Here is a 13,018-nt window from a genome sequence, read left to right on the forward strand (position 1 = left end):
AGAAGCCACTCAGGTGTGTGGATCGCCACCGTCTTTTCGCCGGGCCGTCCTCCTAGGCTTTGCCGAAGTTTCCCGGAGTCGATGCCCTCGGTCGCGCCTGACCGTCACGACCCGACACCCCGCTCAGCCGAGCGCGACGCACGAGGAGGTGCAGGTCTTGACGGGTACCCCGTTGCTCGAGACCAGGGCCCTGACCAAGGAGTTCCGTGGCTTCCGCGCCGTCTCGGGGGTCGACCTGTCGGTCGCCAGCGGCACGGTCCACGCCCTCGTCGGACCCAACGGAGCGGGCAAGACCACGCTCTTCAACCTGCTCACCGGCTTCCTCTCGCCGACGTCCGGAACCGTCCTGTTCGACGGCCAGGACATCACCGGTCGGGCCCCCGAGCAGATCGCGCCGCTCGGCATCGCGCGCTCCTTCCAGATCACGAGCCTCTTCGAGGCGATGACGCTGCGCGAGCACCTCGAGCTCGCCCTCGCCAGCCCGACCGGCATGGGCAAGCAGTGGTGGCGCTCGGTCACCCGCATGGCGACGTTCAAGGACCGCGCCATGGAGCTGCTCGAGCAGGTCGGGCTCGCGGACCGCGCCGGGGCGCCCGCCTCGTCACTCGCATACGGCCAGAAGCGCGCGCTCGAGCTCGCCATCGCGATGGCGCTCGACCCCAAGCTGCTGCTCCTCGACGAGCCGACGGCGGGGATGGGCATCGAGGACGTCGACCGGACCATCGCCCTCGTCAAGCAGCTCGCGGCGGGCCGCACCGTCGTCTTCGTCGACCACAACATGCACGTCGTCGGATCGCTCGCCGACCGCGTCACCGTGCTCCAGTCGGGGCAGGTGCTCGCGGAGGGACCCTACGAGCAGGTGCGCGCTGACGAGCGGGTCATCACGGCATACCTCGGAGCAGCCCATGAGTGACAAAGCCAGCGTGACAATCGCTGTCACGAATTCCATTGAGGGACAGTCGTCCCCGCGCATGCTCGAGGTGTCCGCGCTCTCGGCCTGGTACGGCGAGGCGCGCGTGCTCACCGACGTCAGCATCGACGTCGCTCCCGGTGAGGTGGTCACCCTGGTCGGCCGCAACGGCGCCGGCAAGACGACCCTGCTGCGCTCGGTCATGGGGCTGCACCGCCAGACCGAGGGCGCCATCACCTTCGACGGCAGCGACCTGGCCAAGCGCTCGGCCGACGCCCGCGCCCGCGCCGGCATCGGCTGGGTGCCCGACGACCGCGGCATCTACGCGAGCCTCACCGTCGCCGAGAACCTGATGCTGCCGCCCGTTGTCCACCCGGACGCGTGGCCGCTCGAGCGCGTCTACGAGTTCTTCCCGGTGCTGCACGAACGCCGCGACTTCTCCGGCACCAAGCTGTCGGGGGGCGAGCAGCAGATGCTCGCCATGGCCCGGGTCCTGCGGATGGGCTCCCGCCTCCTGCTGCTCGACGAGCCGAGCGAGGGCCTGGCCCCCGTCATCGTCCAGCGCATCGGCGAGATCATCCGCGAGATCAAGGGCCACGGGGTCGGCGTGCTCCTCGTCGAGCAGAACGTCAAGTTCGCCTCGACGGTCGCCGACAGGCACTACCTGCTCGCGCAGGGAGAGGTCGTCGAACACCTCGGCAACGACGACTTCCGGGCACGCGAGGGCGAGCTGCTCAGCTACCTCGGCATGTAGGCCCGGCAGCGCGGCCGGACTTCCGCGCGCACGACAAGCACACGTCACCCACCCCGTTCCACCTCGTCATCAACCAGGAGCAGACATGCGTAGCAGGACAGTCCAGGGCACCATCGCGATCGCGGCGACCGCGACGCTCGCGCTCGCCGCGTGCGGCGGGGCCGGCGGCCCCCAGTCGGGCGGCTCGAGCAAGCTCTCCGACGACAAGGTCGTCATCGGTCTGCTCAACGACCAGTCGGGGGTCTACAAGGACGTCTCCGGTCCCAACTCGGCCGCGGCCATCCAGCTCGCGATCGACGACTACAAGAAGAAGTACGGCGACAAGGCGGTGGCCAAGGACATCGAGATCGTCCAGGCCGACCACCAGAACAAGGCCGACATCGCCAACTCCAAGGCCCAGGAGATGTACGACCGCCAGAAGGCCGACGTCATCCTCGACGTGCCCAACTCCGCGGCAGCGCTCGCCGTCGCCACCCAGGCCCAGGCCAAGAAGAAGCTCTACATCAACATCGGCGCGGGCACGACCGCGCTCACCGGCGCCAAGTGCAACAAGTACACCTTCCACTGGGCCTACAACACCGCCGTCCTGGCGCGCGGCACGGCCAGCGCCGTCACCAAGGCCGGCGGCACGTCGTGGAACATCGTCTACCCCGACTACGCCTTCGGCCAGGACATGAACAAGTCCTTCACGAAGGAGATCACGGCCGCTGGCGGCACGGTCGGGCAGTCGATCGCCTCGCCGTTCCCGAGCGACAACTTCGCCACCTTCATCACCAAGGCGGGCGAGGGCAACCCGAAGGTCATCGGCTCGATGCACGCCGGCGGTGACCTCATCAACTTCGTCAAGCAGTTCAACCAGAGCCCGCTCCGGGGCAAGGTCACCCTCGCCGTCGGCCTCATGTTCATCACCGACATCCACACGCTCGGCGTCGACCAGTTCGCCGGCACCCAGTTCACCGACCCGTGGTACTGGAACTTCGACGCGCAGAACAAGGCGTGGGCCGACCGCTTCCAGGCCAAGACCAACACGCGCCCCTCGTTCGTCCACGCCGCCAACTACTCGGCCGCGCTCAACTACCTCGAGGCCGTCCAGGCGGCCGGGACGGACAGCACCGACGCCGTCATCTCCCAGCTCGAGGGCAAGAAGATCAACGATCTCTTCCTGCGCAACGGCGAGGTTCGCAAGGCCGACCACGCGGTGATCCACGACGTCTACCTGGCGAAGGTCAAGTCGTCGGCGTCGCAGGACTGGGACTTCGAGGACATCGTCAAGACCATCCCGGCGGCCGAGGCCTACGGCGAGCCGAACCCCGCCTGCCAGATGAGCTGACCTGCCCGCGGGTATGCCGCCCGGTGGCGTCCACGAGGACGCACCGGACGGCATACCAGCGCAGAGCTCCCGCTCCAGTCAGGGGCGTGCCCGCACCGATCGACCGCGAACGAGCGAGAGACATGAGCGAATTCATCCAGTACACCCTCCAGGGGCTCGCCGCCGGCGGCTTCTACGCGCTGTCCGCGCTCGGGCTCGCCGTGATCTTCGGCGTCCTCGGGGTCGTCAACTTCTCCCACGGTGCCTGCTACATGCTCGGCGCCGTCCTCTCCGCCGTACTGCTCGGTGAGCTGCACATCGGCTTCTGGCCGGCGCTCGTCGTCGTGCCGATCCTCATGTTCGGCTTCGGCGTGCTCATGGAGCGGCTGCTCGTGCGCTGGCTCCTCGCGCTCGACCCGATGTACAACTTCCTGCTGACCTTCGGGCTCACGCTGGTTCTCGTCGAGGCTGTCAAGCAGCGCTACGGCGTCTCCGGTCTGCCGTACGAGGTGCCGGCCGGTCTCGGTGGCCAGGTCAACGTCGGCAGCGTCAACCTCTCGACGTACGCGATCTTCGCGTGCCTCTTCTCCGTCGTCGTCTGCGTGGCCGTCGGGCTGCTCCTGACGAGGACGCGGATCGGCATGATCGTGCGCGCCTCGACCGAGGCGCCCGAGCGCACGCGAGCACTCGGCATCAACGTCGGCCGGTGGGTGACGCCCGTCTTCGGCTTCGGCATCGCCCTCGCGGGCCTCGCGGGCGTCCTGGCCGCCCCCACCCGTGCGATCACCGCCGAGATGGGCAGCAACTTCATCATCATCCTCTTCGCCGTCGTCGTCATCGGCGGCCTCGGCTCCATCCTCGGCGCGGTCGTCGCCGGCTTCCTCGTGGGCCTCGTCGAGGCCTACGGCGTGGCCTACGCCCCCGCCTACGCCCAGATCGTCATCTTCGTCCTGATGGCGCTCGTTGTCCTCGTCCGGCCCTCGGGCCTCTTCGGACGGGAGGAGGTCGCATGAGCGAGCAGATGACCGCCAAGGTCGACGTCGACCTGGCCCAGCCCTCGATCCTCTCGCGCCGCAACCCGCTGCGCTACGTCCTGCTCCTGGCCGGGCTCGCCGTGCTCGTGATGCTGCCGTACTGGATCTACCCGCCCGTCGCGATGGACATCCTGTGCTGGGGCCTCTTCGCCATCAGCGTCGACCTGCTCCTCGGCTTCACCGGGCTGCTCAGCTTCGGGCACGCCGCGTTCTGGGGCGGCTCGGCGTACTGCACCGGCCTCATCGCCACCCACTGGGGCGTGCCGTTCCCGGTCGCGGTGCTGGGCGGCGCCGTCTTCTCGATGCTCATCGCGTGGCCGATCGGCTACCTCTCGGTGCGGCGCACGGGCATCTACTTCGCCATGATCACCCTCGCCTTCGCGCAGATGCTCTACTTCGTCGCCAACCAGGCCCGCGACCTCACCGGTGGCGAGAACGGCCTGCAGGGCATCCCAAGGAACTTCTTCGGCATCGAGTCCGTCGAGACCGACCCGTTCTACTTCTACTACGTCGGCGCCGTGCTGATCCTGCTCGACATCCTGGTGGCCTGGCGCGTCGTCAACTCGCCCTTCGGCCGGGTGCTGACGGCCGTACGCGACAACCCGGCGCGCGCTCGCGCCCTCGGGTACGACGTCGAGCGCTACAAGATCACGGCGTTCATCATCTCGGCGGGTCTCGCAGGTCTCGCCGGCGGCGTCTTCGCGGTGAGCCACCAGTTCGCCTCGCTCCAGGAGCTGATGTGGACGACGTCGGGCAAGGTCGTGCTCATCACGGTGCTCGGCGGCATCGGCACCCTCTGGGGCGGCCTCGTCGGTGCCGGCGTCGTCGTGACCCTCGAGGACTACCTCGCTAGCTCGGGTTTCGAGGGCATCGGCCTGATCACCGGCACGATCTTCGTGCTCATCGTCCTGCTCTTCCGGCACGGCATCTGGGGGACGGGACGCAACGTCCTGCGCCGCTATGTCCTCGACCGGCGTCGCACGACCCGGGAGTGAGCAGACGGTCGTTCCTTCGGCACACCTGCTGGCGTCGACTCGACACAGGACCGATCTCGCATCCGAGGAGCGAGTCCCCGATCACCCTCTCAGGGTGACGCCGGCCTCGCCGTCCGGGCGAGAGCGTTGGAGGTGACATCGAGGAGAGGATCAGGCCATGGGATGCCTGTTCGTGCTGCTGGCCGGCGTGTTCCCGCGACTGGCCCTGCTCATCGTCTGGATCGCCCGACCGGCCATGGTCAACGCCGCCTTCACTTCGTGGATCTGGCCGCTGCTCGGTCTGCTCTTCCTGCCGTTCGCGACCCTGATGTACGTCATCCTCTGGCGGGCCGGTGGCCTGAGCGGCTGGGACTGGTTCTGGGTTGCCATCGCCGCGCTGCTCGACCTGAGCCACTGGGGCGCCGGCGCGGCCCAGCGCCGCGCGTCGACCTCGGCCACCACCGCGTAGCCGTGGTGTCCAGCCAGGAGGACAACCCGGCTGGGCAGCACGGCATGGCGCGGTTCAGGACAGTGGCTCTCCGGCGATGACGATGGCGCAACCCACCAGGCCGGGAAGGGTGAGCAGTGCCCACTGCCCGAGCGTGGACCGGTCCGAGACCAGGTTGCCCTGGAAGGTCCAGGCCCAGCCCGCCGCAAGCACCGCAAGCAGGATCGCGCTGGCCAGGGCCAGCGGACGTTGTCCGGGCCTGCGCCGCAGGACGGTGACGGCGGTCGCGGCGAAGAGTCCGGCTCCGGCGATGGTCGCGGGGCCCGCGAGCAGTCCCCAGTCGACGATCCGCTGCTTCAACTCCGTGTCACCGCCCTCCCAGAGGCTCCCGAGGAACATCATCGCGATCACGGGCAGCGCGGCCAGCAGGAGCACGGCCTGCAGAATGTGCAGCAGACCCGCGACGTAGGACAACGACCGCCTGCTGGCCACCGCGTTGCCGTCGCCATGAGCTCTTTCGCCTGGCATGTGCACCCCCCGTGGACAGGTTGCCCCAACTGAGGCCCATCGGTGGCGTAACGGAGCAAGACCACAGAAACCGCTTCGGACTGGCGAGCTTCTCGGCCCTGCGTAGATGTTCTGGCTGTTGACCTCCTGTGGTGACGCTCAGGGGCTGACCTGTCAGCCCGCTGGCGATCGCGGCGCAACGGTTGTCGGGACTCCGGCGTCAGAAGTGACATGACAGCGCTTCACGTCTGGGCCGGCTCGCGGCTGGTCTGGGCCCCGGTCGCCATGTGTGCCGGATGCAGCGCTCCGTCCCGAGCTGCCCCGCCCAGCCCGCATCGGCCGCCCACCCGGGCGGCCGACTGCGACGACCTGCCCGCGCTCGGCGGGACCCGGGCTTCCTGCTCGGCAGCGACTGGTCAGGGGAACACCACGACTTCGGGGACACGGTCGTGGTCTACGGCTGCGTCTCGACGTCGCTGGGCGGACGCGTGTCACTGCTGACGACCGGGACCGGCGTCCAGAGACGCCCCGCCGTCGTCTCGTTCGACGGTCGGGCAGCGGCATCTTCGCGCTTCGAGTCACCGTCTCCAAAGATGCGTCGGGGGGAGTGCTGATACAGCAGAACGGCGGTGGTGGTGGGGCCGATCTTCCTGGACCGCTGGTGGCCGTCGAAGGCGACGGCTGGCGCTTCGTCCCTCACGCGGTGTGACGAGTTCGTGTCCGACCGCCGACCCGGCGTCAGGGGGTGAGGATGCGGCGGCCGAGCCGACCGACGACGAGCCACGCGACCGCGCCGAGCCCCCAGTTGGTGAGGGCGTTCTTGACGACGGCGCCGTCGCCGGTGAACTGCTTGACACCCGCGGTGCGGCTGAAGACGCCGAGGTCGGCCCAGTCCGCAGCACGCAGGACGGCCTCCACGAGCGCGTTGCGCGTGTTGGCCTCGAGCACGACGAGCACGGCCCCGAGCAGGAGGGCCGTCGCCGCGATGAGGCAGGCGAACCACACGAGCTGGCCCAGCAGCGTGCGCAGCCGCGCGACGCCGGCACCCGTGAGGCTGACCGCCCTGCGCGCGCCGGCGCGCACGTCGAGGGAGCGACGCGCCGGGACAGCCTCCGCCTTGGCGGTCGCCCGGTCCGTGGGAGACGCCGAGGTCGGGTTGTCCGGCACGGGGCTGGACGGTGCGGACGGAGGCGTCGCCGGTGGTGGCGTGGTCGTCGGCGCGGCGGTCGTCGTGGTTGGTGTCGCGGTGTCCGCAGGCTCGGGCGTCGCGGTGGTCGGGCTGGCCGGGCTCGTCATCGAGGGGTCTCCTTGGGCTGTTCGTGGATCCGGTGTGGTCAACGAGCGACCCCGGCCGCAGGACACGCCCGCACCTGCGTGAGTTCACCCCGCGGTCCACCGTGGGCCGGCCGGCGGGCCGCCCCGAGCACCCGGATGCGTGGTCCGCGCCCGAGGGAGCGCCCCATAGACTGGCCCGCATGTCATCCCTCTCCCGCGACGACGTAGCCCACCTGGCCGGCCTCGCCCGCATCGAGCTCTCCGACGCCGAGCTCGACCGCATGGTGGGTGAGCTCGGGGTCATCCTCGAGTCCGTGGCCAAGGTCCAGCAGGCCCCCACCGACGGCGTCGCCCCGATGTCGCACCCGATGCCGCTGACCAACGTGACCCGCCCCGACGTGGTGCGCCCGAGCCTCGGCGCCGAAGCCGTCCTCGCCGAAGCACCAGAGGCCGAGCAGCAGCGCTTCTCGGTGCCGCGCATCCTCGACGAGGACTGAGCGCTCCCACGCAGCCCGCGTATGCCGTGTCGCCCAGCACCCGGCATACGCCCCGCCCGTCACGGGCACCCACGAGACCTGTTGTCGCAGCTACGAACCGAAGGCACTGACGTGACCGACCTGCCAACCGACCTGACGAGGGCCACGGCCGCCGACCTGGCCGACGCCCTCGCGAGCAAGACCATCAGCTCCGTCGAGGTGACCCAGGCGCACCTCGACCGGATCGCCGCCGTCGACGGCCAGGTGCACTCCTACCTCCACGTCGACACCGACGGCGCCCTCGCCCAGGCGCGCGCGGTCGACGAGCGACGCCAGGCGGGCGAGAGCCTCGGCGCCCTCGCCGGCGTGCCGATCGCGGTCAAGGACGTCATGACGACGAAGGGCGTGCCGACGACGTGCGGCAGCCGGATCCTCGAGGGCTGGATCCCGCCGTACGACGCGACCGTCGTCACGAAGCTGCGCGACGCCGGTCTGCCGATCCTCGGCAAGACGAACATGGACGAGTTCGCGATGGGCTCCTCGACCGAGCACTCGGCGTACGGCCCGTCGCACAACCCGTGGGACCTCGACCGGATCCCCGGCGGCTCGGGCGGTGGCTCGAGCTCGGTGCTCGCCTCGTTCCAGGCGCCGCTCGCGACCGGGACCGACACCGGTGGCTCGATCCGCCAGCCCGCGGCGGTCACGGCCACCGTCGGCACGAAGCCGACCTACGGCGGCGTCTCGCGCTACGGCCTCGTCGCCCTCGCCAGCTCGCTGGACCAGGCCGGCCCCTGCGGTCGCACCGTGCTCGACACCGCGCTGCTCCACGCCGTGATGGGCGGCCACGACCCGATGGACTCGACGTCCATCGACGCACCCGTCCCGGCGGTCGTCGAGGCGGCCCGCGCCGCCGACGTGCGCGGCATGCGGATCGGTGTCGTCAAGGAGCTCGGCGGCGAGGGCTACCAGCCGGGAGTGCGCGCCCGCTTCGACGAGTCCGTCGCCCTGCTCGAGGAGCTCGGCGCCGAGGTCGTCGAGGTCAGCTGTCCGAACTTCGACTACGCCCTCGCGGCCTACTACCTCATCCTCCCGAGCGAGGCCTCGAGCAACCTCGCCAAGTTCGACGCGATGCGCTACGGCCTGCGCGTGCTGCCCGAGGGTGTCGACGCCCCGAGCGCCGAGCAGGTCATGGCGGCCACGCGTGACGCCGGCTTCGGCGACGAGGTCAAGCGCCGCATCATCCTCGGGACGTATGCGCTGAGCTCCGGCTACTACGACGCGTACTACGGCTCGGCGCAGAAGGTCCGCGCGCTCATCGCCCAGGACTTCGACGCGGCATACGACAAGGTCGACGTGCTCGTCAGCCCGACGGCGCCGACCACGGCGTTCAAGCTCGGCGACAAGCTCGAGGACCCGATGGCGATGTACCTCAACGACATCGCCACGATCCCGGCCAACCTCGCCGGCGTGCCCGGCATGTCGATCCCGTCCGGCCTCGCCGACGAGGACGGCCTGCCCGCCGGCATCCAGATCCTCGCGCCCGCGATGAAGGACGAGCGGCTCTACTCCGTGGGCGCGGCCCTCGAAGCCGCCCTCGTCGACCGCTGGGGCGGTCCGATCCTCGACCGCGCGCCCGCGCTGGGCGGCGCTGCTGCTGTGAAGGGAGCCTGACATGACCACCGTCGCGACCGACGCCGTCATGGACTACGACGAGGCCATGGCGAAGTTCGACCCGGTCATGGGCCTCGAGGTCCACGTCGAGCTGCACACGGCGACCAAGATGTTCTGCGGCTGCCCGACCGAGTTCGGCGCGGAGCCGAACTCGCAGGTCTGCCCGGTGTGTCTGGGCCTGCCGGGCGCGCTGCCCGTCGTCAACGAGAAGGCCGTCGAGTCGGCCATCCGCATCGGCCTCGCGCTGAACTGCGAGATCGCCGAGTGGTGCCGCTTCGCCCGGAAGAACTACTTCTACCCGGACATGCCGAAGAACTTCCAGACGTCGCAGTACGACGAGCCCATCGCCTTCGAGGGACACCTCGACGTCGAGCTCGAGGACGGCACTGTGTACCGCGTCGAGATCGAGCGCGCGCACATGGAGGAGGACACCGGCAAGTCGCTGCACATCGGTGGCGCGACGGGCCGCATCCACGGGGCCGACCACTCGCTCGTCGACTACAACCGCGCCGGCATCCCGCTCATCGAGATCGTCACCAAGCCGATGGTCGGCGCGGGGGAGCGGGCGCCCGAGGTCGCCAAGGCCTACGTCTCGGCGCTGCGCGACCTGCTGCGCGCCCTCGACGTCAGCGACGTCAAGATGGAGCAGGGCTCGATGCGCTGCGACGCGAACGTCTCGCTGCGCCCGCGCGTCGGTGCCCCGCTGGACGAGGCCCAGCTCGCCGTGCCGCTCGGCACCCGCACCGAGACGAAGAACGTCAACTCGCTCCGCTCCGTCGAGCGGGCGGTGCGCTACGAGATCTCGCGCCACGCGGCGATCCTCGACGGCGGCGGCTCGATCCTGCAGGAGACGCGTCACTGGCACGAGGACACCGGCATCACGACGTCGGGCCGCGTCAAGTCCGACGCCGAGGACTACCGCTACTTCCCGGAGCCCGACCTCGTGCCCGTCGCGCCGACTCGCGAGACCGTCGAGGCACTGCGGGGCACCCTGCCCGAGAACCCCGCTGCGCGTCGCAAGCGGCTCCAGTCCGACTGGGGCTACAGCGATCTCGAGATGCGTGACGTCGTCAACGCCGGCGCGGTCGAGCTCATCGAGGAGACGGTGGCGGCCGGTGCCAGCGCCGCCGCCGCGAAGAAGTGGTGGCTCGGTGAGCCCTCGCGGCGGGCCAACGCAGAGGGCCAGGACATCGTCACGTATGCCGCCGGGCTGGGCCTGACGCCCGCCCACATCGCCGAGCTAGACGGGCTCGTCGCCGCCGGACGGCTCAACGACTCGATGGCCCGCCAGGTCCTCGACGGCGTGCTTGCCGGCGAGGGAACCCCGACGGCGGTTGCCGACGCCCGCGGGCTCGAGCTCGTCCAGGACGACGGTGCCCTCGAGGCTGCCGTCGACAAGGTCATCGAGGCCAACCCCGCCGTGGCGGACAAGATCCGCGACGGCAAGGTCCAGGCGGCGGGTGCGCTCATCGGCCAGGTGATGAAGGAGATGAAGGGTCAGGCCGACGCCGGCAAGGCCCGCGAGCTCATCCTCGCCAAGCTCCAGTAACCCCCGCCGCCGCCCCCAACCGTCGAAAGGCCACGTTCGGCCGCTTCCCAACCGTCGAAAGGCCACGTTCGGCCGCTTCGCCCATGTCGAGAGGCCACTTCTGGTCACAGGAAGTGACCTCTCGACGGGCGCAGGGCGGCCATTCGTGGCCTCTCGACGGTTGGGGTTGAGGGGGAGGGGGAAAGGGAGGGGTCAGCGCTTGCCGTTGCCGAGAAGGCCACCGAGCAGGCCGCCGAGGATGTCGCCGGCCCCACCGCTGTCGCCCGACGAGCCGGCACCCCCGCCGAGCACCTGGCCGAGGATGTCCTGCAGCGGGCCACTCCCGCCCGATGCCGCGCCCGTCGGGGTCGCGCTGCCCGGAGCCTGGACCGGTCCACTGTCGGCGCCCGCACCGCCCGGGAAGAGCGGGCCGGCGTCGGCGGAGCCCGCCCCCGCACCGGCACCTGCCCCATCGGTCGAACCCGGGCCACCGCCGAGCATGCCGCCGAGGCCGCCCTGACCCATCTTCTTCGCGAGCCAGGACATGACGATCGGCGCCAGGAGCGGCAGCAGCTTCTGCACGAGGCTCCCGGACGTGCCGCCCAGGCCACCGAGCCGGCCCACGACCTGGTCGGTGTTGCCACCGAAGATGTTGCCCACGATGGCACGACCATCCTGCTCGTCGACGTCGCCCAGGCTGTTGACGGGCCCCTGGTGGTCCGACAGTGCTGCCAGCAGCGAGTCGGCTCCCGCCGGGTCCGAGGCGTTGGCCTGGAGTCCACCCAGGAGCGCAGGCAGGGCGTGCTCCGCCGCCTGGCGGACCTCGTCGCTGCCAACCCCGAGCTGGCCCGCCAGCTGGTCGATCGGAACCTGGTCGAGGATCTCGTCGTACGAACCCATCTGGTGCCCCTCTGATCGTGGGCGGCGCTGGCGCCGTCCCTGCCCGTCAGGCTAGTCACGTCGTGCGTGGGCAGCAGCGCCAGGCGCGGTGCACGCCCACGGCCAGGGTCAGCCGGCCTTGGTCCCGACGGCGGAGAGGGGCAGCGAGAGCAGTCGGTCGGCGCGGTCGTTGTTGCTCGTCGTGATCCAGACCCTGTTGCCGACGAAGCGGATGTCGCGGATGCGGCCGTAGGCCCCTTGCAGGTGGCGAGTCGGCGTGCCCGCCGAGCCGTCGGGGTTGAGGGGCACGCGCCACACCGATTGACCGCGCAGCGCGGCCAGGTAGACGGCGTCGTCGGGGCCGACGACGATGCCGCTCGGTGACATCACCGACGTCGGCCACTCGGCAACCGGGTCGACGTACTCCGGGTTGCCGGCTCGGCCCTCCACCTCGGGCCAGCCGTAGTTCTTGCCGGGCTCGATGAGGTTGAGCTCGTCATACGTGTCCTGACCGAACTCGCTGGCCCACAGGCGTTTCCGGCTGTCCCAGGCAAGGCCTTGGACGTTGCGGTGACCGTAGGACCAGATGGGCGACCCGCCGAAGGGGTTGCCCGGAGCAGGATCGCCGTCGGTGGTGATGCGCAGGATCTTGCCGCCGAGCGACCCGAGGTTCTGCGACAGGGAGGTGTCGCCGGCCTCGCCCGTACCGACGTACAGGTAGCCGTCGGGCCCGAAGGCGATACGGCCGCCGTTGTGGTTCCGGCCGCGGGGGATGCCCGAGAGGATGACGACCGGTTCGCCGATGGTGCCGTCGCGCCATGGCACTGCCGCGATGCGGTTGTCGCTCTCGGTCGAGTAGTACGCGTAGAGCACGGGGTCGGCGTCGAAGTCGCTCGGGACAGCGAGCCCGAGGAGGCCACCCTCTCCTTCCGTGCGGGTGATGGGAAGGCGTCCGGCGACGGTGGCCTCGCCCCCGGTGCCGGGCTTGGGCACGTGCAGGATGCGGCCGGTGTTTCGCTCGCTGACCAGGGCGCTCCCGTCGGGCAGCACCGCCACCGACCACGCGATGTCGACGCCACCGAGCAGGCTCACCGGCGGGGCCGAGTCGGCAACGGGCGGAGGGGCTGTCGTGGTGGCCCTCGCCGTGCCGGTGCCGGTGCCGGAGCCGGACGCCGTGGCCGGGCTCCGCGCCGCGGTGCCCTGTGTGGTCGGGCTACGTGTGGTCGGGCTACCTGTGGTCGGGCTCTGCGTGG

At 70.4% G+C, this 13,018-nt stretch carries 13 protein-coding genes; 9 read left to right on the forward strand and 4 right to left on the reverse strand.

Going from position 1 to position 13,018, the window contains the following annotated elements:
• Positions 1–148: 148 nt before the first annotated feature.
• The 6 genes from AC1DIW_RS03340 (at position 149) to AC1DIW_RS03365 (ending at position 5,450) form a co-directional block, all read left to right on the forward strand.
• The gene (locus tag AC1DIW_RS03340; RefSeq protein ID WP_478106452.1) at positions 149–913 is read left to right on the forward strand and encodes an ABC transporter ATP-binding protein; all 765 of its coding nucleotides are present in this window, start codon (positions 149–151) and stop codon (positions 911–913) included.
• Positions 914–971: 58 nt separating this feature from the next.
• Positions 972–1,664 carry an ABC transporter ATP-binding protein gene (locus AC1DIW_RS03345; protein ID WP_478106453.1) on the forward strand — a complete coding sequence of 231 codons (693 nt, stop codon included), beginning with the start codon at positions 972–974 and terminating at the stop codon, positions 1,662–1,664.
• Positions 1,665–1,749: 85 nt separating this feature from the next.
• Positions 1,750–2,994, forward strand: a complete 1,245-nt coding sequence (locus AC1DIW_RS03350; protein ID WP_442280553.1) for an ABC transporter substrate-binding protein — start codon at positions 1,750–1,752, stop codon at positions 2,992–2,994.
• Positions 2,995–3,116: 122 nt separating this feature from the next.
• Positions 3,117–3,986, forward strand: a complete 870-nt coding sequence (locus AC1DIW_RS03355; protein WP_478106454.1) for a branched-chain amino acid ABC transporter permease — start codon at positions 3,117–3,119, stop codon at positions 3,984–3,986.
• Entirely contained in the window at positions 3,983–5,002 is a 1,020-nt protein-coding gene (locus tag AC1DIW_RS03360) for a branched-chain amino acid ABC transporter permease (protein ID WP_478106455.1), read from the forward strand. Before AC1DIW_RS03355 ends, AC1DIW_RS03360 begins: the two co-directional genes overlap by 4 nt.
• A gap of 157 nt (positions 5,003–5,159) precedes the next feature.
• Positions 5,160–5,450 carry a hypothetical protein gene (locus AC1DIW_RS03365; RefSeq protein WP_478106456.1) on the forward strand — a complete coding sequence of 97 codons (291 nt, stop codon included), beginning with the start codon at positions 5,160–5,162 and terminating at the stop codon, positions 5,448–5,450.
• Between the two features lie 54 nt (positions 5,451–5,504).
• Here AC1DIW_RS03365 and AC1DIW_RS03370 read toward each other — a convergent pair whose 3' ends face one another.
• The gene (locus AC1DIW_RS03370) at positions 5,505–5,921 is read right to left on the reverse strand and encodes a hypothetical protein (RefSeq protein ID WP_478106457.1); all 417 of its coding nucleotides are present in this window, start codon (positions 5,919–5,921) and stop codon (positions 5,505–5,507) included.
• Positions 5,922–6,674: 753 nt separating this feature from the next.
• A complete protein-coding gene (locus AC1DIW_RS03375; protein ID WP_478106458.1) occupies positions 6,675–7,232 on the reverse strand; it encodes a hypothetical protein in 558 nt (185 codons plus the stop codon).
• A 179-nt stretch (positions 7,233–7,411) separates the two neighbouring features.
• Here AC1DIW_RS03375 and gatC point away from each other — a divergent pair, with 179 nt between their 5' ends.
• The 3 genes from gatC to gatB all read left to right on the forward strand — a co-directional run bounded on the left by gatC (position 7,412) and on the right by gatB (position 10,907).
• Positions 7,412–7,708, forward strand: a complete 297-nt coding sequence (gene gatC, locus AC1DIW_RS03380; RefSeq protein WP_478106459.1) for an Asp-tRNA(Asn)/Glu-tRNA(Gln) amidotransferase subunit GatC — start codon at positions 7,412–7,414, stop codon at positions 7,706–7,708.
• A gap of 120 nt (positions 7,709–7,828) precedes the next feature.
• On the forward strand, positions 7,829–9,358 hold the full coding sequence (gatA, locus tag AC1DIW_RS03385) for an Asp-tRNA(Asn)/Glu-tRNA(Gln) amidotransferase subunit GatA (protein ID WP_442279109.1): 1,530 nt from the start codon (positions 7,829–7,831) through the stop codon (positions 9,356–9,358).
• Position 9,359: 1 nt separating this feature from the next.
• Positions 9,360–10,907, forward strand: a complete 1,548-nt coding sequence (gatB, locus tag AC1DIW_RS03390) for an Asp-tRNA(Asn)/Glu-tRNA(Gln) amidotransferase subunit GatB (RefSeq protein ID WP_442278838.1) — start codon at positions 9,360–9,362, stop codon at positions 10,905–10,907.
• A gap of 192 nt (positions 10,908–11,099) precedes the next feature.
• Here gatB and AC1DIW_RS03395 read toward each other — a convergent pair whose 3' ends face one another.
• Positions 11,100–11,786, reverse strand: coding sequence for a DUF937 domain-containing protein (locus tag AC1DIW_RS03395; protein WP_442278839.1), 687 nt, complete (start codon positions 11,784–11,786; stop codon positions 11,100–11,102).
• Between the two features lie 108 nt (positions 11,787–11,894).
• On the reverse strand, positions 11,895–12,857 hold the full coding sequence (locus tag AC1DIW_RS03400; RefSeq protein WP_478106460.1) for a PQQ-dependent sugar dehydrogenase: 963 nt from the start codon (positions 12,855–12,857) through the stop codon (positions 11,895–11,897).
• Between the last annotated feature and the right edge of the window lie 161 nt (positions 12,858–13,018).

The organism is Terrabacter sp. 01T434, from assembly GCF_056398545.1.